Source organism: Chelativorans alearensis (assembly GCF_010993735.1).
GTDB lineage: Bacteria > Pseudomonadota > Alphaproteobacteria > Rhizobiales > Rhizobiaceae > Chelativorans > Chelativorans alearense.
The window spans coordinates 98,939-118,305 of sequence record NZ_WQNI01000008.1; the positions used below are offsets into that span (position 1 = coordinate 98,939).

Here is a 19,367-nt window from a genome sequence, read left to right on the forward strand (position 1 = left end):
ATGGGGCCGCGTTTTCTGGGAGTCTGGAGATGAAGTCACGTACGAACCTCGTCCGGCTGAAGCAGTTTCAGGTGAACGAAAAACGCCGCCGTATCGCCCAGCTCGATGCCATGATCGCGGAGTTCAACCGCATGGCGGACGAGCTGGAGGCACAGGTTGCCTCCGAGGAAGCAAAGGCCGGCATTACCGACCAGAACCACTTCGCCTACCCCACCTTCGCAAAGGCGGCGCGGCTGCGCCGCGATAACCTGCGCACCTCCCAGGCCGAGCTCGCCCAGCAAAAGGAGCAGGCCGAGGACGAACTGGCCGAGACCGAAGCCGAGCTCAGAAAAGCCGAAGCGCTGGAATCGCGCGACGGCAAGCAGCGCGGCGGCGACGAGGGCGCACACGCGCTGACGGGTTGAGACAGGACCGGCGAGCCTGGCCGGCTACAGCCTCAGATTCAAAGAGTTAGGACGTCCTTCCGCGCCCAAAATGGGCGCGCGACGCTGTAGCGGCAGGCTTTCCCGATCACCAATGCAATCGAAAGCTGCCCTTGGTGACTATCGGTCAACGCGAGCACACGCGTTATTACGGCTGCAAAATGCGGCGTCCAGTTCGTCATCAAGCTGAAAAGCATCACACCGCTCCCCTCCAATAGACGAAAGAGAGCTTCGTAAGGCCGTTTCAACCCGAAACGTGGCAGTCGCCTTGCCAAGGGAGAAAGCAGCGGAACTGATCCAAGATTAGCCCGAGCTCACACCACCGATCGGCTGGCTGAGAGTGCCAGCCGCCCAGTGTTTGCACACTCGGTCAGTGACGGTATTGCTGGATGCGCGTCGTGCGCAGGCCCTGAAGGCCGTACTCATCGATGGAGGCCTGCCAGGACAGGAACTCCTCCACCGTCAGGCGGTAGCGCTGGCAAGCCTCTTCCAGGCTCAATAGCCCGCCGCGCACCGCGGCCACCACCTCCGCCTTGCGGCGGATGACCCAGCGGCGCGTATTGGACGGCGGCAGGTCGGCTATCGTCAGCGGGCTGCCGTCAGGCCCAATCACATATTTCACGCGCGGTCGCACCAGATCGGTCATCGTACTCTCTACACTGAACCAAGACCCAATCAATCGCTGGGACGATATCGTCGCAGCTTTAAGAATTGCCTAAACGCGTGGTAAGAGTAGCGTAATACAAGTGAATCCGGCGTTAGGGATTTGCTCGGATTTTGATTCGAATGCCGGCAATGCGCCGAGGCGGCATGGCAGCCATCTTGACCCGGTCGCGCCGGATTGCCATTTAGCCTGGGCCATGTAGCCTGTGATCAGGAACGGAATTGAGAGCGATGAACAGCCTCGACCTGCCGGGAGCGCCCAGGGACACACGCGTCGTCGTGGCCATGTCGGGCGGCGTCGATTCTTCCGTCGTGGCCGGCATCCTGGCGAATGAAGGCTATGAGGTGGTCGGCGTAACACTGCAGCTCTACGACCACGGTGCGGCCGTCCACCGGGCCGGCTCCTGCTGTGCCGGCCAGGACATCGATGACGCGCGCCGCGTTGCAGAAACGCTGGGCATTGCCCACTACGTGCTCAACTACGAAGAGCGCTTCCGCAAGGCCGTCATCGACCCCTTTGCTGAGAGCTACGTGTCCGGCGAGACGCCCATCCCTTGCGTTTCCTGCAATCAGACGGTGAAGTTCTCCGACCTTCTGGAGACCGCCCGCGACCTTGGCGCGGACGCGCTGGCCACCGGCCATTATATCTGCTCGAAGACCAACGGCGCGCACAGGGCGCTCTATCGGCCGGTCGACGCCGACCGCGACCAGAGCTATTTCCTCTTCGCCACGACGCAGGAGCAGATCGACTATCTGCGCTTTCCGTTGGGTGGTCTTTCCAAGCCGGAGGTACGCAAGATCGCCGGGGAGATGGGTCTGTCGGTTGCCGCCAAGCAGGACAGCCAGGACATCTGCTTCGTCCCCCGCGGCAAGTATTCCGACATCATCGCCAAGCTGAAGCCGGAGGCCGCCAGCCCCGGTGAGATCGTGCACATCGACGGCCGCGTCCTCGGACGGCACGAAGGCATCCTGCGCTACACGATCGGCCAGCGCCGCGGCATCGGCATTGCCGCCGGCGAGCCGCTCTATGTCGTGCATCTCGACGCCGAACGGGCGCGCGTCGTGGTCGGCCCGCGCGAGGCGCTGGAGACGCGACGGCTCACCCTGCGCCAGGTGAATTGGCTGGGCGATGGGCCGCTGGAGACGATACCCGAGGAGGGCATGGATCTCTACGCGAAGGTGCGCTCGACCCGCCCGCCGGCGCCGGCCACCCTTTACCACCGGAACGGCACCACGTTCGTGGAGTTGCACGAGGGTGAGGCCGGGGTAGCGCCGGGCCAGGCCTGCGTGCTCTATTCCGACGATGCGGAGGAAGCGCGCGTCTTCGGCGGCGGCTTCATCGAGCGCTCGGAGCGAGGGGCCGAGGCGGAGGCACAACTCGCGCGCCTGGTAGGTCTGCCGGCCTGAGGGCGCGGCACGTTTAGCCGGCATCCGCGATACGATTGTGGCACTGGCGCTTCGGCGGCCGGCGGATATTCCCTCAGTTGTGCGACACCGTGCCGGCGGTGAGGATGCGCAGCACCTCGATCGCCTCCTTGCCCGTGGTGCGCGGCTCGCTGCGCGTCTCGATGCAGTCGATGAAGTGTTCCAGCTCGCGCGTCAGCGGCATGCCCTCCTCGACCGGCACGTAGGTCGGCTCGTTGGTCGTGAAGGCCCACTGGCCGCTGTCCTGCCACACGGCGTGGCGGTAGACGGCGAGCTTGCGCCCCCAGGGCTCGACATCGTCGAACACGGCCATCGCCTTGGTGCCCACCACGGTCAGCCGCCGCTCACGATAGGGGTTGAGGCGCGAGGCGAAGAGATGGCTCCTCAGCCCGTTCTCGAAAAGCATGTGTAGATGCGCGAAATCGCTCAAATGATCGAGCAGCGCCGCCCCCTCCCCGCGCACCTCGACCGGCGCTGAACCGGTGATCGCCAGGATCATGGAGAGATCATGCGGCGCCAGGTCCCACAGCGCGTCGTTCTCGGTGTGGAATTTTCCAAGCCCCAGGCGGTGCGAGTGGATATAGCGCACCTCGCCGAGCTCGCCCGCATCGATGAGCGATTTCAGCGTCTCGAAGGCTGGGTGAAAGCGCAGCACGTGGCCGACCATGTAGATGCGGTTCGCCTTGCGCGCGGCGTTCACCGCCCTTTCGGCATCCTCGACGGTCAGCGCGATCGGCTTTTCGACCAGAAGATCCTTGCCGGCGGCGATGGCCTTCATCGCATACTCGGCATGGAACTGCGGCGGCAGCGCCATCACCACGGCGTCGATTTCCTTGTCGTCGAACAGGTCTTCCGGATCGACGACGCGGCAGTCCTGCTCGCTGGCGAAGCCCTCGGCCCGTGGCCGATTGGCATCCGACACGGCGCTCAGAACGTCAAGCGACTTAAGCGTGCGGATATGGTTCGACCCCCAATACCCGCACCCCAGGACTGCGATTCGCGGCTTCATATAATCGTCACAAGATTTGGCGTTGCCGACACATATCGGCGCCAGCGCCGCAACTCAAGCCCGCAGAGCGATGACGGCCACGACGAAGGGTCGCAGCCGCTCCGCCGAAATGCTTCTTTGCAAACAGCAGAGCCGCTTGACACCACCACGCGCACAACCTTATATCCGCCCGTCCTCGAAGGCGCCTGGCCCCATCACCACCGGCGATGCCCCATGCGCCTCCTGCGGCGGAGTAGCTCAGTTGGTTAGAGCAGAGGAATCATAATCCTTGTGTCGGGGGTTCGAGTCCCTCCTCCGCTACCAAATAAAAGACAAGAAATACAAAGGCTTAGCTTATAGAAAGCGCCGATCAGGCGCCTTTTCGTGTTGCAAGCAGGCGCAGCACGCAACCAATGAAATCAACAAATTGCAGCCAGCGAAACAGGTGGCAGCGACTAGACATGCAACACGATGTTACAATCATCCGCATACCAAACAGCGACGCAGCTTTCGCTCCACGCCCTTGTAATGCGTCTGGCGAACTGCCATATAGCAGCGATCAGCCGCCGGTTGGTGCGAAGCGTCCTGTCAGATGGATGGTGAGGTTTCCCAAAGGCGGTTGAATTTGACCTGATCGACAGTTTGGAAATCGCGGATGTACCGGCGCCAGGCAGAAGTCTCAGGAACGAAGATCAAGCGGGCTCACGGCCCGCTTTTTTTGTTGCCACGCGATAAAGCAGCGACGCAGCTTTCGCCGCGCCACCAAGGTGCTGGCTGATCCGCGATGCTGGATAGCGACCGCTTCGAACAGTGAGTTTATCTTGTCCCAAGCAGGCCCCAATACCAAATTGCGAGTATGTTCTTGGCTCACTAAATTGCGTTCACACAGGCAAGACGATCCGCAAGCTGCCGATTGAACTTGTCGGCATAGCCAGGAACGACGACATGAAAACGGCCGCGATGAAGATCGCAGCCGTAGGTCGTTTTTGAGAGCGGCTTAACAGGCAGTCATCAGGATGAGCTACCGAGGCACCGCTGGTTCAGCACCCTGAACCAAATCGAGCGCATGGCGCTGCCTTCTAGCAATAGCCCTTGCCGCTGCCCATCCGCCGGTCCTCCTGGCCATTCTTCGCAGCCGGCGGCGCTTCCTTCCGGTTTCCAGGGAATTGAGAATTTCGGGATCGAACTTGGAAAGAACGCCATCCGACGTATGCAGCTCCGCGAGGCGTCCAACAAACCATTGGCGCTCATAGCGCAGCAACAGCAGGACAGCGGCGAGGAAAATCATCAGATTGACCAGGACTTTAAAGAGCAGCAGCGCAAAACCCAGCTTGCTATCATTGGCAACGAATTCGGGGGTTGGGCTATCCCATACGAAATGCATGAGCCACGCGCTCACGAAAAGGGCAATCGCCGTCGCCCAGCGGTGAAGCGCCTTCCATTCTCTTCGGCCTGCGAAGCTGGGAAGTAGAAGCAGCACGCCGACGGAGGTCAACGCCGTATAGGACCAGTGGGACGGAAATCCGGTCAGGATTCGAATGATAAGCGTAGGCACGGCTCCGGCAAGATCGGAGTCCGGATCGCCGAGCGCCGACTGCACTTCATAGGTCAGATCCTCGACAATGTCGAAGCCGAGTCCGACGAACATGCCGACCATCAGGGCATGGGCTATGCGGTTCATTCGGTCCCAACACAAAACGAGGATTACGGCTGCGCAAGTTGCCTTGCTTGCCTCCTCGATGATCGGCGCGCTCAGGGCAGCGGACCAATCGGAAGCGAAGTCAGCGCCGAAGAGCCAGCTTATGATGGTCTCCATCGCCCCATTGCCCTGCAGCGCCATGAACAGGGCCGCAGTGCCTCCGAGGACTGCTGCGGCAACCAGAACCTGTGGCACCTGGCGCACCGCACGAAATGGATCGAACAGCAGGATGATGCGGGCGAGAACGAAAACGAAGACCGCCCAGACCGGGATAAGCAAAAGGTTGGTATGGAGCGTTATCTGGATCGCCGACCCGAACGCCATAAACACGCCGATAAGGCCAATCGCGATGGCTACGAGATAAACCCAGAACACCGCCGAATAAGGTCGGTAAATCAGTGCGGGATCGTAACGAGCTGTCATGACGCTGAGTTTTCGCTGATGGAGGCGATAATGCTGTCGATCGGCGCAGCAGGTCTTTCGGCAGTCCCGATCGAAGTGATCCTGACAATGACGGTATCATCCAAGAGGACGGCGCAATGTCCGGTGTATTCGGTGGCAACCAGTACGCAGGTCGGACCACTCAGGTCGGAATCGGGTACAGAGACGCTGCCTCCATCGAATCCGGAGGCGATCCCGCCGATGCGGTCGAGGCGCAGTATTCGCTCCGCCTCAACCTTCGGATCGCCCTCACCGCGATCAACGATCTCGACGACAATTCGCCGATGACCCGACCGCAAGGTGACGGTTGATGCAGTCTGCTGTGCCTCCCAGTGCCGGGGTGGGACAAATGAAATCGCTGCGCCGGAGTCGGACGTGATCGTCGCCAAATCGCCGTCCGAGGTTCGCTCCCAGGCGGGCTGAGGGGCAAGTTGAGCCAGAGTGACGGGTATGGCCGGAATGCACACAAGTGCAGCACTCAACCAAGCCGCTGAGGTTTTCTGTTTCAACGCGCGCAGTTTCACGGCCTTGCCCCTGTCACCAAGCCTCGGCTGCCCGTGTCGATCGCGTTTCAGCCAAGATCGTGGCGCGCTGGGTAGAGCGCTTCAAGGGCCGCAAGAGACTCGTAGGATGTGTCAGTTCGCTGCCGGGACGGGGCAGCTCAGATCGCCTTCCTCGCAATTCAGATAGCCCTCGAAATCTTCGACACGGGATTGCGTCAGGCCATCCATGCACATCGCAACGAGCATTGGAACTACGCTTCCTCCGGCCGCTCCCGCCGTCTGGAAACCGCACTCCGCGTCGCGAAATTTGACCCAATCCCGCTGAGCTTGAATGAGAAGCTTTTTGGTATCGGCATCGTCCTTCAGGCGGGCTTCGATCTGCTTGTAGAGCTCGTTGAGCTTCTTGTCGGATTTCTCGAACGCAGCGTCGGCACACTCGTTCATGGTGGCCTGATCCTCGGCGTCGTCGCAGTTGTCTTGCGCAAATGCGAACGTCGGCATGGCCAGAACCATCGCAGCAGCCAGGAGAAAGGTTTTCATCGATTGACTCCCCATTAAGAATGAGCGTGTTTTGCGGGGCTCCAACGCCCGCCAATGTCCACTGAATTTTCCGTCTCCGCCACGGTCAGCCGCTCCCTTGGGTCGGGGCCGGCCTGGCAGCCCGCCAGCAGCACGGCCGCGCCGGATTACATTTCGTTTGATCATTCTCTCATCTGTCGGTTCGCATCTCGCCCCGTACAGCTAATCTCCTACCGTATCTCACAGGCAAACAGAGGGCTTAGGCTGAACATGCCACACGTGAAGTGAAGCACAGAAACGGCAACAATTTGCCGAAGCCGGTGAAAAAGCAGCGAAATTTTGACAAATGATAGGTTTTTGACAGATCCACGCCAAAATACCCACCTTGGTATATGTAATATTCTGAAATATCTCTTGAGTTTATGCCATTAATATCAATTTCTTAGCCATATATTGACGGAAAAGAGGAGACGCTTCTTGAATTTTGCAAGCGGTTGCTAAAAATTGCTCGCGGCGAGGGATTTCGGAAAATTGCTTCGGACAAGGGGGTAGTCACGGTCGGCCTTGGGTTATGCCGACTGAAGCGGTCCTAGGGGGTGACATTGGCCGAGACCGTTGGCAGCCTTTTGAGTAGCATTCCAGATGAATGGGGGCCGAAGTTCGAGACGACGAGTGGAGCGGTCACACATACGGTGACAGGCCCCAATTCGATTAGTTACCGCACGCCTTCCCACATGGCGGTGGTGATGCTGTCGCCCCAGCCCGGACGAGAGGTTGCACTCAATTCGGATGGGAGACCGCAGTTTCTGGCTCCGGTTGGCACAGTCGAGATTATCCCTGCCAGTTCCGATCTTTTTGCGCGCTGGACGGTGCCGAAGGAAAACCTGCTGTTGGCCTTGGCTCCGGAACAGCTTTCCAAGCTGGCAGCTCTGGAATTCGAAAGGGAAGATTTTGAGTTCCTGCCTCCGCCAGCCGGACATGTTGATGAGAAGGCACTTTTACTCGCCCGTTTGGTGAGAGACGAGATTCAAAAAGGGGAATCAATAAACCATCTCTATATGGGTTCCCTTCTGACGGTTTTCTCCACCTACCTCTTGCGCAATTACTCGACCCTTCAAGACTATCCATCGTCCCGGTACCGGGGAGGACTTTCGCCCAAAACCTGGCGTAATGTTCAAGATTACATCCGGGCCAATATTGGTGAACAATTGTCGATCGAACGGTTGGCGCTGCTCGCGGGTCTATCGCCCAGCCATTTTATGCGCGCCTTCAAACAGACGACCGGCCAATCACCTCACCAGTATATCCTTTCGATGCGGCTTGAACTCGCCGAGCGCTTCGTGATCACGACCGACATGCCCCTGGCTAAGATCGCCAGCCTTACCGGATTCGCCAATCACAGCCACCTGACAGCATCGATGCGGCGTCACAAATTCACGACGCCAAGTGCCCTGCGCCGGGGGCGTTTCATCCGTTGAGCAGGAGAAAGCGGTTTTGCAGGAGCCGGGTATGCGAATGAATTTCAGGGCGATCAAATTTCTGGCCGCGACGACGGCGTTCTTCGCGCCACACCCGGCGTTGCCTCAGGAGGCTCCCACGCCCGCGCCGCCGGCGGATGATGCGGAATATTCCAGGAACTGGGGCATGCCGATGATCAATGCCCTGCCGGCCTATCTGCAAGGCTATACGGGCAAAGGTGTGACTGTGGCGGTGATCGACACTGGGCTGGATGTCAACCATCCGGAGTTCGCCGGACGCATTTCTGAAGCTCTTCGAAACTTCGGTACGGAAAAGGAACGGGCTCCCGACGACGTAAGTCATACTGACGACGAAGATGGCGAGATAAACGGTCATGGCACACATGTCGCGGGCACCGTTGGCGCGGCTCGCGATGGCAAGGGCATGCATGGTGTCGCCTATGAGGCCACCATTTTGCCGCTCCGCGCGATCGGAACCGAAACGGATGACGACGCCCTGTCCCCTGACATGGCGGCCGTTGAATATGCGGCCCGTCACAAGGTCGATGTTTTCAATGCAAGTTATGGCCCGGATTTGCCGCGTAAAGAAAACAATCCCCACTACCAAAAACTCGAGTACATCCCCGTTATGGATGGGCCCGATTTCGTGACGAGGCAATATAACGCGCTCAGAAAGGCAGCTGATGCGGATGTCGTTATGGTCGTCGCCGCCGGTAATGATTTTATAGATCAACCGAAAGCGGCGGTTTTGCCGTCAGGCGGATTTGGCATGTTTCCGTTGATCACGCCGGAGAATACCGCAAACCGCCTTTACGAGTTCGTCAAGCCCCACGATGATTTCGATTACCAGAACCCGGATACCTGGGATCGTTATGATCCGTCTCATCCCGATGTCGCGGATCTGGACTTTTCAGATTTGCAAGGGTCGGTGATCGCGGTCGTCGCCGTCGACAAGGACGGGAATATCGCAAGCTACAGCCAACGTTGCGGAGCGGCAGCGGAGTGGTGCATGGCTGCACCGGGTGGCGAGTGGCCGGAGCCCGATCCATCCGTGGCCATCTATTCGACCTGGCCGATGTCGGATGGGAGCTACAAAGCCATTGATGGAACATCCATGGCAGCGCCACACGTGACAGGTGCTGCCGCAGTGGTCCGGTCCGCATTTCCTTACATGAACGCAAGCCAGACTATTGAGACAATTCTGACAACGGCGACCAAGGAAGGTTACAAAGACGAAAGCATCTACGGCCAGGGGCTCCTCAATCTTGGAGATGCCGTCAACGGTCCCATGGAGTTCCGTTATCAAGGCGTGTTCGACGTGGACACGCAAGGCTATTCCTCGATCTGGTCAAACCCGATCTCGGGTCCGGGTGATCTTACCAAGCGGGGCGAAGGCGCACTCATCCTGAGTGGCGACAACAGCACCTATACGGGACCGACCACCGTCCTCGGCGGAACGCTGGCCGTCGACGGCAGCATTGCCTCTCAGGTGGATGTCTCGGGAGCGGGCCTTGTTGCAGGCATTGGTACGGTCGGCTCCCTCACAGCAGGCGAAGGCGGCGCGATCGCGCCGGGCAGTGTACTCGATCCCGCCAAGGGCGTCTCGGCGCTGTCTGTCGACGGCGATTTCGTGCAGCAGGCCGGGTCCACCTACCAGGCTGGTCTCGCATCGACGTCCGATCTCATCGATACGACGGGAAGTGCTGCGATCGACGACGGGGCGCACATCGAATTGTTGCGGCAGGGAACGCCTTCAGTCGATACGCGCTACACTTTGCTGACAGCGGCGGGCGGTGTGAACGGGACATACGCCGGCCTGACCGGAATCTGGGCTGCGGACACACCCTTCGTCGATTTCGCACTGGCCTACGATCCGCAAAACGTCTTCCTCGATACCGAGCGGACCGCGACGGCCTTCGCCGATGTGGGAGCGACTTTCAACCAGCGCTCGGTTGCCGCGGGTTCCGAGGCGCTGGGAGCGGGCAATCCCATCCATGACAATATCCTCTTCCTGACGACACCTGAAACGCGCGACGCCTTCGATCAGCTTTCAGGTGATATCTATTCTTCCGTTCACGGCGCCCTCATCCAGGACAGCCATTTCGTCCGCGACGCCGCCAGCGATCGCATCCGCTCAGCATTCGAAGGTGTCGGCGCTTCGCCTATCCAGGTGATGGCCTACGGGCCGGATGGACCGGAGATGGCTCCGGCGACCAGTGAGAATTTCGCCGTCTGGGGACACGGCTTCGGCGCTTGGGGTCATCTTGATGACGGCGGCAACGCCGCGCGGCTCGACCGCTCGACGGGAGGCTTCCTGGCTGGCGGAGATGTGCTCGTGGGCGATCATTGGCGGCTCGGGCTTCTGGCCGGTTACAGCCATACTTCCTTCGACGTCGACAACCGAGCGTCATCCGGCTCCAGCAACAATTATCACCTGGGCCTCTATGCCGGCACCCAGCGTGGGCCTCTCGGTTTCCGCTCGGGTCTTGCGTATTCGTGGCATCGCGTCGAAACCGACAGGATCGTGGCTTTTCCAGGCTTCTCCGACAGCCTTTCGACCGAGTACGACGCGGGCACCTTTCAGGCCTTTGGCGAACTCGGCTATCGGATGGATACAGCCTCAGTGTCCTTCGAGCCATACGCCAACCTCTCCTATGTCAGGTTTGACGCGGATGACTTCTCGGAAGATGGCGGGCCGGCCGCACTCTCGAGTGGTGACCAATCCAGCGACACGACGTTCACGACCCTCGGGCTACGCGCTTCATCGGCATTCACACTGGGCTCGACGACCGCAACGGCCCGTGGCGGCATCGGCTGGCGGCATGCGTTCGGCGACGTAACGCCTGAAACGCATCTTGCCTTTGCCGGCGGCCCATCCTTCGCCACCAAGGGCACGCCGATCGCGAAGAACGCCGCGGTGCTCGAAGCAGGACTGGACATAAATCTCAGCGAAATGGCCACCGTCGGGCTGGCCTATCAGGGGCAACTCGCCTCGGACGTGCAGGAGCACGGCTTCAACGGCAAGCTCACGGTTCGTTTCTGAGGATTAGCGAAAAGCACCAAACCGACTGAAGGAGGACATGCATTGAAACCCTTACTTTACGCGACTTTGGTTTCCGCTTTGCTGGCGATCGCCGGCTGCACAACGGATGACGGCTATGATGGCTGTCATGGCGTGGGCTGCATGGTCGATGATCCTGATGCTGGGGATCGAACCATCGACGACAGGCCGCAATTCGACCGCGAAGGCAATCCCAACTTTGATGAGCACGGCAACTACCAAGGGTGCCACGGTATCGGCTGTGAAGTCGATGATCCGGACGACGACGATGATGATGATGAGTGAAAAATCCTGCAACGTGGAAAAGGAGTAGCCACTCATGACCGCATACAACAGTCCGATCCATCGACACGCTGAAATCGTCATGATCGCCCTCACAGGGCTGGGAATTACGCTGACGTCCGCTTTCGCCGCAAATAGCGCCTGCCATGGCGTGAAGGTCGAAATGACCAAGGCGCGCAAGGCCGAATATGCCCCTCTTGTCGCCTCGGTGATGGAAAGCGAGGTCAAGCCCGCTCAGGTGACGTTCAGCACGATCATGGAGAGCGGCAACTGGAGTGCCGCTTATGTCTCCACGCCCGTGAGCGACGACGGCGTCATGTTCTTTCAGACGGTCGCCGGAAAGAAGCGTTTTCGCGACGTATGGGGCGGCTGGGCGGATCCGTCGGAACGCCCAGAGCTGGTGGCCTGGGCAAAGAAGCTTGGAGCGCCAACAGATTTGGCCAGGTGTTTCGCCGAGACCGTTACGGAGGACGAATGATGATTTTTCGTATTCTTATCCCACTTTTGACCGGATCGCTGATGCTGGCCGGCTGCGCGAGTGACGACAGCGCATGGGTCAAGGATGACACGCCTCGCTCGGACACTGATCAGGCGTTGGCCGATTGCAAGTATCAGGCAGAGGCGGCCACGATCGGGATCGGTGCCAACGATCACCCGAAGACCTGGGGCGAGGCCATCGGGGACGGGCTTGGCAACGCCGTGATACAGACCATGGACGAGGAAGAACTCATCACTTCCTGCATGCGGGCCAAAGGGTTCCGGCGATAGAGACCCACGATAGATCCGTAGGAGGACGGTAAAATGCCCAAGCTGAACCAAACGCTTTTCGCAGCTCTGTTCATCAGCCTCGTGGGTGCCACGGTCGCGGGGGCACAATCGGCGAAAGAAATGAACCAGACGCTTGACGGACTGTTCGGCGCTCATGCGCCGTACCAGGCCTTCTTCGAGAAGCTGAAGAAGGCCGTTGCAGAAAACGACAAGCAGGCCGTTGCCTCGATGGTTGAATATCCTTTCAAGGCGCGGATCAATGATAAGGCGGTGACCATCAAGGATGCCGCCCATTTTGAAACGGATTACGACAAGGTCTTCACCGCCAAGGTCAAGGAAGCCGTCTCCAAGCAGGCTTATGCGACCCTGTTCGCCAACTGGCAGGGCGTGATGATTGGGGACGGAGAGGTCTGGTTCAATGGCATCTGCAACGACGATGCGTGCGAACGGCAAACGGTCAGGATCATCGCCGTCAACGACTGACAATGGAAAAGGTGATCGGGGGGCTGTTACGTGCAGACGATGGGAGAAGGGAATGAGGCTTGTTCCTATAGCGACTGCGACCACCATGCTGTTGGCATGTTCCCTACCGGCAATGGCACAGGGCGACATGGGCTTCGACCTGAAGGTCACACTCTCCAAGAAAGCGGCCGCCAAGCTTGCCGCTGAAAAGGAGGGAATCGTTGCCTTCGCCTCATACTACGGTGATCCGAAGCGGGGCGCCGAGAAGCATGCGGACGAAATCGGCCAAATCGATCTCACGCCGCAGGACGAAGAGGTGGAAATCTCCGGCTCGGGCGGACACGCCCGCATCAGCGGCGCAAAGGTCGACACGAAGCGTCTCGACTGGCTCGCCGGCCCTGCCAAGGTCAACGTCAACATTGCGTCGGCGCGCAAGAGCAGTTCGGACAATCTGCTCGACTGCGATTTCATCGACGGTGCACTCGCGGATGTCAGGAAAGCCCCGATCACGCTCCATTGTTTTCTGATCGAGGAAGAGCATCCCGATACGGAGATGAAGCCGTAAGGCTTACAAAATTCATGCCGCCTCGTTCCAATGAGGAACGCCTGCGTGGCGGAGGCCGCGAATACCGGATCGTCCCTGGAGGCAAGGCTTAGCCTCCTGACACAACTCAACTTGATCAAGTGAAATGAGCAACCGAAGTCATATTCTGCGCCTTGCCGTGGCGCTCTTGGTGGTGGTTCTCGGTGCAAGGGTGTTTGCGCAAGATATTGGACCTGATCCCGCCGGGGAGGACAACGGCGTCTCCTTTTTCCCATCCGAAAGCACACGCGGCATCGAAGCCATTCTCGATCAGCTCGCCGGACCTGATGAAGCTAACCTCCAGCCGCTGGAGGAACTCCTCGAGCCGGCAAATACGAACAGCCCCCGTGACACGATCATCAGCTTCCTCAAGCTGACCCAGCGATATTACGACCTCTTACGACAGGACGCATACACGGCGGAGGACGATGCGGAGCTGCAGCATCTGTACGACGAGATGCAGTGGTTCTTCGATCTCAGGAATGTCGCACCATCGCTGCGTCAGGATGTGGCTGTGAATTCCGCGGTTTATCTTCGTGAGGTCATCGACCGGATCGGCTTGCCCCCGGTTAATCAGATCCCAGATCGAAGACAGATGCTCGCCGCAACCAACGAGGGGTATCCACCAGCGTGGAAGATCGGCAACAGCCCGCTTCTCATCACGCGTATTGACGAGGGACCGAACCAGGGAAAGTATCTGTTCAGTGAGGAGACGCTGGAGACGGTTGAAGACCTATTCCACCGTCTTAGATCGTTTCCCTACCGGAGCACATCAGCGGAAGGCTTCTACGAAGCGTCTTTTCTGACGCCGCGCCCCACCCTGCAAGCGTGGTCGGATAGCCTGCCCGCCTGGATGCACAATGGCTTTCTGGGGCAGACCATCTGGCAGTGGGTCGCGATGGTTTTGCTCTTTGCCCTGGCGTTCCTGCTGATTTGGCTCCTGTCGTCCGTCCTTAAGCGGCTGACCAAGAACGCTCCACCCCTCGCGCGCGATGCGACACTGCTTCTTGTGCCGCTATTCGTAGTTTTCGCCAGCTATTTGCTCTATGATCTCATCGGCGACAAGATCTTCATCACCGGGCTCGTCTTTCGGACCGCCGTCTACATCATTTACGGCATCGCCCTGCTTGCAGGCATTATCTTTATCTTCTCGCTTGGAACCGTGCTGATCGAACTGGCAGCCTCGACCGAGCGCGCCAAACGACGCCCGTCCGACTTCCATCTGGCAACCCTTGGCATTCGTGTCGTGAGCATCATTGCGATTATCGCTGTCTTGCTGCAGGGGATGTACCTGATGGGCTTCTCGCTGGCCACCATTCTTGCCGGTGCCGGTGTGACGGGTCTCGCTGTTGCGCTGGCTGCACAAAATACTCTGCGCAACGTTTTCGGCAGCCTCATGCTGCTCCTGGACAAGCCGTTCGAGGTTGGCCAGCGAATCAAGCTTCGCGGCTATGACGGTGTTGTCGAAGACATCGGAATGCGCTCTACCCGGCTGCGCCTGCTCTCGGGCCATCTCGTCAGCATTCCCAATGAAAACGTTGCCGGGGTGGATATCGAGAATGTCGACATGCGCCCCTCTATCCGACGCACAATCAACCTTCCGCTGGCTTATGATACGTCTCAGGAGAAGATCCAGCGCGCCGTGACGATCCTGCGTGAAATTCTCTCCGTGCCCCGCTCAAGCATTGCGAATGCGGACGGTGAACCGCCATTGCGAAGGGAATCGCATGGTGGGCAAGAGGCGCAAACAAGGCATCCGAATGAAGCTATTAATCATCCGGACCAGCCGCCGCGCGTCATCTTTAATGAAATCAACTCCGACTCCCTCAACATCAGCGCCACATACTGGTACAGCCCGCCAGATTATTGTGCTTATCTGGAGCATTGCCAGATGATCAACCACGAAATCATCCGTCGCTTTCGTGAAGAGGGACTATAGCTTCCGCCCATAAGTTCCTAATTCTGAATAACTCTATTTCGGTCGTTACGATGATAGGTCCCGAATGGCTGACCGTTTCGCCTGTGCCAAAGATGCGCCTCAATCTGCGCTGCAGGTGCAGTTGCATCGGTTAAGAGTGAGCCGCGATTTGTGCGAACGATAAAGAGGCCAAGACAGCGCCCGGTTTTTCGGTGCATGATAAGGCCGTGTCTGGTGAGATGAAACAAGGCTGCCGCGGGCGGGATTGCGCAAGGCCCGGCGTTCTGTCGAACGTCGGAGCTGGCGTTCGGCTGCTCGCGTCGTTCTTCTTCCTGATCTGGACCGCGCAGGCGGCGACAGCCATCCAGGGCGGACCGGCTTTCGCCAAGGGAGAAGATTCGATCGTGGCGGCTGGACCCGCCGCACAGCCGACAATTCCCGTTCGAGAGGTTGCGCGCCATCTTGGTGTGGAAGCATCCCGCTTCAAACCATACGCATACGCCCATCCGGGTGGGGGAGACGGCAAGCCCGTTGCCATAGTCTGCGACCTGAACATGCAGTTCGCGGGCAGTCGGAGGGCAGTTTTCCGTGCATGGCCCAACGTTCAGCCGGATCCATCGCCAGCCCATACCTTCCACGCGCGTGCCCCGCCCATCCAAAGGGCCTGATTTTCGCCGCGTGTGATCGCGGCGCCCGATTCCTTTCCTTCAGAATTGTTGCGCGTCGCTCGGCATCGGTTTGTCGAGCCGACCGCGAATCAGAACCCCGATCCGGGATGGAATCCGACTCCCGCCATCGGCAGAACGGACAAGAACATGCTGCACTTTTCGCGGTGGAAGACTATTCTCATCTGGCTGACAGTCCTGGCCGGCGTGCTCTTCGCGGCCCCCAACCTGTTTTCCGCTTCAACCCTTGCCTCCCTGCCGAACTGGCTGCCCAGGCAGAAGCTGACGCTCGGCCTCGACCTGCAGGGCGGCTCGCACATCTTGCTGCAGATCGACCGCCAGGACCTGGCCGACGAGCGTTTGGAATCGGCGCGAGACGAGATCCGTACAGCGCTGCGCGATGCGCAGATCGGCTATACCGGTCTTACCGGCACCGGGCGCTACGTCCAGGTGCGCATCCGCGACCAGGGGCAGATAGAGGCGGCGAAGAAAGCGCTCGAGAGCCTGGCACAGCCGATCTCGACCGGGCTCTTCACAAGCGGTTCAGTGACTGAGATGGAGCTCTCCGAGCCGGAGCCAGGACTGCTGCGCTTCACGCTGACCGACGCGGGTCTCGATTACAGGGTGGCCTCGGCGCTGACGCAATCGATCGAGGTGGTGAGCCGGCGCGTCAACGAACTCGGCACCACCGAACCGATCATCCAGCGCCAGGGCACGGACCGCATCCTGGTGCAGGTGCCGGGCCTGCAGGATCCGCAGCGGCTCAAGGACATCCTCGGCCAGACCGCCAAGCTGACATTCCAGATGGTCGACCAATCGATACCGGTCGAGGAAGCGATCAACGGTCGCCCGCCTGCAGGTTCGACGGTGATATACTCGACCGACGATCCGCCGGTTCCATACCTGATCGAGAACCGGATCATCGTCTCCGGCGAAAACCTGGTCGACGCGCAGGCGACCTTCGACCAGCGCACCAACGAGCCGGTGGTCTCCTTCCGTTTCGACAATCGCGGCGCGACCCGCTTCGGCCAGGCCACGCAGACCAATGTCGGGCGCCTTTTCGCCATCGTCCTCGACGACGAGGTGATCTCCGCGCCACAGATAAGGGAGCCGATCCTCGGCGGTGCGGGCCAGATCTCGGGCAATTTCACCGTCCAGAGCGCGAACGACCTTGCGGTCCTCCTGCGGGCCGGCGCACTGCCCGCCGACCTCACCATCATCGAGGAACGCACGGTGGGACCGAGCCTCGGTGCGGACTCCATCGAGGCGGGACAGTTTGCATCTGTCGTCGCCGCCTTTCTCGTCGTCGGCTTCATGCTTTTCGCCTACGGCCGGCTGGGACTACTCGCGAATATCGCCTTGATCGCAAACGTACTGCTCATCATCGCCGTACTTTCCGTCCTCGGGGCGACGCTAACATTGCCCGGTATCGCCGGCATCGTGCTGACGATGGGCATGGCGGTCGATTCGAACGTCATCATCTTCGAGCGCGTCCGCGAGGAAAGCCGGCAGGGCCGGTCGATCGTCCTGTCCATGGACGCCGGCTTCCGACAGGCGCTGGCGACGGTGGTGGATGCCAACGTGACGACACTCATCGCCGCCGTTATCCTATTCTTCCTCGGCTCGGGCCCGATCAAGGGTTTCGCCGTCACGCTCGCCATCGGCATCGTCACCACCGTGTTCACGGCCTTCACGCTGACGCGCTGGCTGGTGGCCGCGTGGCTGCGCCGGCAGCGACCGAAAGCGATGCCGAACGGCGTGGTGCGTCTGGTGCCCGACGACACGCGCATTTCGTTCATGGCATTCCGAAAATATGCCTTTGCGCTCTCCCTGCTGCTGTCGCTCACCTCGGCCGTGCTGTTCTCTACGGTGGACATGAACTACGGCATCGACTTCCGCGGCGGGTCGAGCGTCGAGGTGCAGGCAAAGGGACCGGAGGCCGATATCAGGGATATCCGCAACCGGCTTACAACTCTCGACCTCGGCGAAGTGCAGGTGCAGGAGTTCGGCTCAGTGCGGGACGTGCTCATTCGCATCGGCACCCAACCGGGGGGCGAGGTTGCCGAGCAGGCCGCCATCGAGAAGGTGAAGAACGCGCTTGGGTCGGACTACGAGTTCCGCCGTGTCGAGGTCGTCGGCCCGACCGTGTCCTCGGAGCTTGCGTTCAATGGCACTGTGGGTGTCATTGCCTCACTCCTGGCGATGCTCGTCTACATCTGGATCCGGTTCGAGTGGCAGTTCGCGCTTGGCGCCATCATCTCGACCTTTCACGACGTCATCATGATGATCGGGTTCTATGTCGTCGCCGGCATCGAGTTCAACCTGACTTCGATCGCTGCCATCCTCACCATCGTCGGCTACTCCATCAACGACACGGTGGTCGTCTACGACCGGGTGCGGGACAATCTTCGGCGCTTCAAGAAGATGCCGATCCCCGACCTCCTCGACCTGTCGATGAACCAGACGCTGGCGCGCACGGTGCTGACCGGCGTGACTACCCTGTTCGCACTGGTGGCGCTTTCGATCTGGGGCGGCGAGGTTATCCGGTCCTTCACCATAGCGATGATCTTCGGCATCCTCGTTGGGACTTATTCCTCCGTCTTTGTCGCCGGTCCGCTGCTGATCCTGTTCAAGCTCAGGCCGGGTGCCCTCAGCCGGGAGGATCCGGCAGCCGCCGCGGGGGCAAGAACACGGCCGACGGAGGTATGAATTGAAAATGGGCATGGTGCGGATCCGCAAGGGAGCCTTCCTCGATGTTCGGCATCGGCGGTACTGAACTCTTCGTCATCGTCCTGGTGGTTCTGATCGTGTTTGGGCCCAAGGAACTACCCAAGGCGATGCGGTCGGCAGGAGCGATGATGCGGAGCTTCAACCGCGTGAGCGGCGACTACCGAAGGCAATTCGAACAGGCTCTCCGAGAGGCCGAACGGGAACTGGAGATCGAAGAGACGCGCAAGTCGGTCGAGGCAGCGTTCAAGGATTCCACCGCCGCCAACCAAGCGGCAATGCAGCCGAATGATCGGGATGGCGGCGGGACGAGCACACCCGGCAAGACCAACCAGCGTCCAGCGGACACGGAGATACGAGAGTGAAGAAAGGCCGGGGTAATGCCTGAAGAGTCTGAGTATCCGCGCTCGATGAGACAGGACGAGACGCCTTCCAGCCGCACTCAATCCACTGCGGCGGCAAAGGACTTCGTTCTGGCGCGATGGCGCGGTGAAGCACCGCTGACGACTGTCTTCTGGCGCGACATGCTGCTCGCCGGAAGCCTCGTCAACCTGATAGCCGCGCTTGGCGCGATGGCGCTCCTGGCTTCGAAGGCGCCGCTCGTCGTCGCGCTTCTACTCTTCTTCGCCCCGCTCCCGATGAACCTCTTCCTTTTCATCGCCGTGTGGCGGTGCGGCGGAAGTTCCTCACCCCTCAACGCGTTCTTCGCTCGGCTGGGAGCCACGATCTGGTTGATCGCGGCAACCGCATTATAGGACCGACA

At 60.0% G+C, this 19,367-nt stretch carries 18 protein-coding genes and 1 tRNA gene; 14 read left to right on the forward strand and 5 right to left on the reverse strand.

Annotated elements, in window-relative coordinates; translation table 11 throughout:
• The first annotated feature begins 29 nt into the window (after positions 1-29).
• Positions 30-404, forward strand: coding sequence for a flagellar export protein FliJ (locus GPJ75_RS13450; RefSeq protein ID WP_163268847.1), 375 nt, complete (start codon positions 30-32; stop codon positions 402-404).
• 388 nt (positions 405-792) lie between these two features.
• Here GPJ75_RS13450 and sciP read toward each other — a convergent pair whose 3' ends face one another.
• Positions 793-1,068, reverse strand: coding sequence for a CtrA inhibitor SciP (gene sciP, locus GPJ75_RS13455; RefSeq protein WP_159587124.1), 276 nt, complete (start codon positions 1,066-1,068; stop codon positions 793-795).
• A 248-nt stretch (positions 1,069-1,316) separates the two neighbouring features.
• Between sciP and mnmA the strand changes: the two genes are divergently transcribed.
• Positions 1,317-2,492: a tRNA 2-thiouridine(34) synthase MnmA gene (gene mnmA, locus GPJ75_RS13460; RefSeq protein WP_163268848.1), complete on the forward strand. Its 1,176-nt coding sequence runs from the start codon at positions 1,317-1,319 to the stop codon at positions 2,490-2,492.
• 73 nt (positions 2,493-2,565) lie between these two features.
• On the opposite strand, the gene GPJ75_RS13465 is transcribed toward mnmA, so the two are convergent.
• A complete protein-coding gene (locus GPJ75_RS13465; protein WP_163268849.1) occupies positions 2,566-3,519 on the reverse strand; it encodes a Gfo/Idh/MocA family protein in 954 nt (317 codons plus the stop codon).
• 226 nt (positions 3,520-3,745) lie between these two features.
• On the opposite strand from GPJ75_RS13465, the gene GPJ75_RS13470 reads away from it, so the two are divergent.
• A tRNA-Met gene (locus tag GPJ75_RS13470) sits at positions 3,746-3,822 on the forward strand.
• A 697-nt stretch (positions 3,823-4,519) separates the two neighbouring features.
• On the opposite strand, the gene GPJ75_RS13475 is transcribed toward GPJ75_RS13470, so the two are convergent.
• From GPJ75_RS13475 to GPJ75_RS13485, 3 genes are all read right to left on the reverse strand, one after another.
• Complete coding sequence (locus tag GPJ75_RS13475; protein WP_163268850.1) at positions 4,520-5,620, reverse strand: PrsW family intramembrane metalloprotease; 1,101 nt, start codon at positions 5,618-5,620, stop codon at positions 4,520-4,522.
• Entirely contained in the window at positions 5,617-6,162 is a 546-nt protein-coding gene (locus GPJ75_RS13480) for a hypothetical protein (protein ID WP_163268851.1), read from the reverse strand. The genes GPJ75_RS13475 and GPJ75_RS13480 overlap by 4 nt, the downstream gene beginning before the upstream one ends.
• 111 nt (positions 6,163-6,273) lie before the next feature.
• Positions 6,274-6,681 (reverse strand): lysozyme inhibitor LprI family protein, encoded by a 408-nt coding sequence (locus GPJ75_RS13485; RefSeq protein WP_163268852.1) that lies wholly within the window; start codon positions 6,679-6,681, stop codon positions 6,274-6,276.
• 581 nt (positions 6,682-7,262) lie between these two features.
• Between GPJ75_RS13485 and GPJ75_RS13490 the strand changes: the two genes are divergently transcribed.
• From GPJ75_RS13490 to GPJ75_RS13540, 11 genes are all read left to right on the forward strand, one after another.
• A complete protein-coding gene (locus tag GPJ75_RS13490; protein WP_163268853.1) occupies positions 7,263-8,138 on the forward strand; it encodes a helix-turn-helix domain-containing protein in 876 nt (291 codons plus the stop codon).
• 31 nt (positions 8,139-8,169) lie between these two features.
• A complete protein-coding gene (locus GPJ75_RS13495; RefSeq protein ID WP_163268854.1) occupies positions 8,170-11,181 on the forward strand; it encodes an autotransporter domain-containing protein in 3,012 nt (1,003 codons plus the stop codon).
• Between the two features lie 42 nt (positions 11,182-11,223).
• Positions 11,224-11,484, forward strand: a complete 261-nt coding sequence (locus GPJ75_RS13500; RefSeq protein ID WP_163268855.1) for a hypothetical protein — start codon at positions 11,224-11,226, stop codon at positions 11,482-11,484.
• Positions 11,485-11,518: 34 nt separating this feature from the next.
• Positions 11,519-11,959: a hypothetical protein gene (locus tag GPJ75_RS13505; RefSeq protein ID WP_163268856.1), complete on the forward strand. Its 441-nt coding sequence runs from the start codon at positions 11,519-11,521 to the stop codon at positions 11,957-11,959.
• A complete protein-coding gene (locus GPJ75_RS13510) occupies positions 11,956-12,249 on the forward strand; it encodes a hypothetical protein (RefSeq protein WP_163268857.1) in 294 nt (97 codons plus the stop codon). Before GPJ75_RS13505 ends, GPJ75_RS13510 begins: the two co-directional genes overlap by 4 nt.
• A gap of 33 nt (positions 12,250-12,282) precedes the next feature.
• Positions 12,283-12,732, forward strand: coding sequence for a hypothetical protein (locus GPJ75_RS13515; protein WP_163268858.1), 450 nt, complete (start codon positions 12,283-12,285; stop codon positions 12,730-12,732).
• A 52-nt stretch (positions 12,733-12,784) separates the two neighbouring features.
• Entirely contained in the window at positions 12,785-13,276 is a 492-nt protein-coding gene (locus GPJ75_RS13520) for a hypothetical protein (protein WP_163268859.1), read from the forward strand.
• Positions 13,277-13,400: 124 nt separating this feature from the next.
• The gene (locus tag GPJ75_RS13525) at positions 13,401-15,233 is read left to right on the forward strand and encodes a mechanosensitive ion channel family protein (protein ID WP_163268860.1); all 1,833 of its coding nucleotides are present in this window, start codon (positions 13,401-13,403) and stop codon (positions 15,231-15,233) included.
• Positions 15,234-16,027: 794 nt separating this feature from the next.
• The gene (gene secDF / locus GPJ75_RS13530) at positions 16,028-18,586 is read left to right on the forward strand and encodes a protein translocase subunit SecDF (protein ID WP_163268861.1); all 2,559 of its coding nucleotides are present in this window, start codon (positions 16,028-16,030) and stop codon (positions 18,584-18,586) included.
• Between the two features lie 44 nt (positions 18,587-18,630).
• Entirely contained in the window at positions 18,631-18,969 is a 339-nt protein-coding gene (gene tatB / locus GPJ75_RS13535; protein ID WP_163268862.1) for a Sec-independent protein translocase protein TatB, read from the forward strand.
• A gap of 15 nt (positions 18,970-18,984) precedes the next feature.
• Positions 18,985-19,359: a hypothetical protein gene (locus GPJ75_RS13540; protein WP_163268863.1), complete on the forward strand. Its 375-nt coding sequence runs from the start codon at positions 18,985-18,987 to the stop codon at positions 19,357-19,359.
• Positions 19,360-19,367: the final 8 nt, after the last annotated feature.

What these genes read in the sequence shown, in the direction of transcription:
- mnmA (WP_163268848.1), top strand. Translation starts at nt 1,317, where the DNA reads ATGAACAGCCTCGACCTGCCGGGAGCGCCCAGGGACACACGCGTCGTC.
- GPJ75_RS13450 (WP_163268847.1), top strand. Translation starts at nt 30, where the DNA reads ATGAAGTCACGTACGAACCTCGTCCGGCTGAAGCAGTTTCAGGTGAAC.
- GPJ75_RS13525 (WP_163268860.1), top strand. Translation starts at nt 13,401, where the DNA reads ATGAGCAACCGAAGTCATATTCTGCGCCTTGCCGTGGCGCTCTTGGTG.
- GPJ75_RS13520 (WP_163268859.1), top strand. Translation starts at nt 12,785, where the DNA reads ATGAGGCTTGTTCCTATAGCGACTGCGACCACCATGCTGTTGGCATGT.
- GPJ75_RS13485 (WP_163268852.1), bottom strand. Translation starts at nt 6,681, where the DNA reads ATGAAAACCTTTCTCCTGGCTGCTGCGATGGTTCTGGCCATGCCGACG.
- sciP (WP_159587124.1), bottom strand. Translation starts at nt 1,068, where the DNA reads ATGACCGATCTGGTGCGACCGCGCGTGAAATATGTGATTGGGCCTGAC.
- GPJ75_RS13505 (WP_163268856.1), top strand. Translation starts at nt 11,519, where the DNA reads ATGACCGCATACAACAGTCCGATCCATCGACACGCTGAAATCGTCATG.
- secDF (WP_163268861.1), top strand. Translation starts at nt 16,028, where the DNA reads ATGCTGCACTTTTCGCGGTGGAAGACTATTCTCATCTGGCTGACAGTC.
- tatB (WP_163268862.1), top strand. Translation starts at nt 18,631, where the DNA reads ATGTTCGGCATCGGCGGTACTGAACTCTTCGTCATCGTCCTGGTGGTT.
- GPJ75_RS13465 (WP_163268849.1), bottom strand. Translation starts at nt 3,519, where the DNA reads ATGAAGCCGCGAATCGCAGTCCTGGGGTGCGGGTATTGGGGGTCGAAC.
- GPJ75_RS13475 (WP_163268850.1), bottom strand. Translation starts at nt 5,620, where the DNA reads ATGACAGCTCGTTACGATCCCGCACTGATTTACCGACCTTATTCGGCG.
- GPJ75_RS13510 (WP_163268857.1), top strand. Translation starts at nt 11,956, where the DNA reads ATGATGATTTTTCGTATTCTTATCCCACTTTTGACCGGATCGCTGATG.
- GPJ75_RS13540 (WP_163268863.1), top strand. Translation starts at nt 18,985, where the DNA reads ATGCCTGAAGAGTCTGAGTATCCGCGCTCGATGAGACAGGACGAGACG.
- GPJ75_RS13515 (WP_163268858.1), top strand. Translation starts at nt 12,283, where the DNA reads ATGCCCAAGCTGAACCAAACGCTTTTCGCAGCTCTGTTCATCAGCCTC.
- GPJ75_RS13495 (WP_163268854.1), top strand. Translation starts at nt 8,170, where the DNA reads ATGCGAATGAATTTCAGGGCGATCAAATTTCTGGCCGCGACGACGGCG.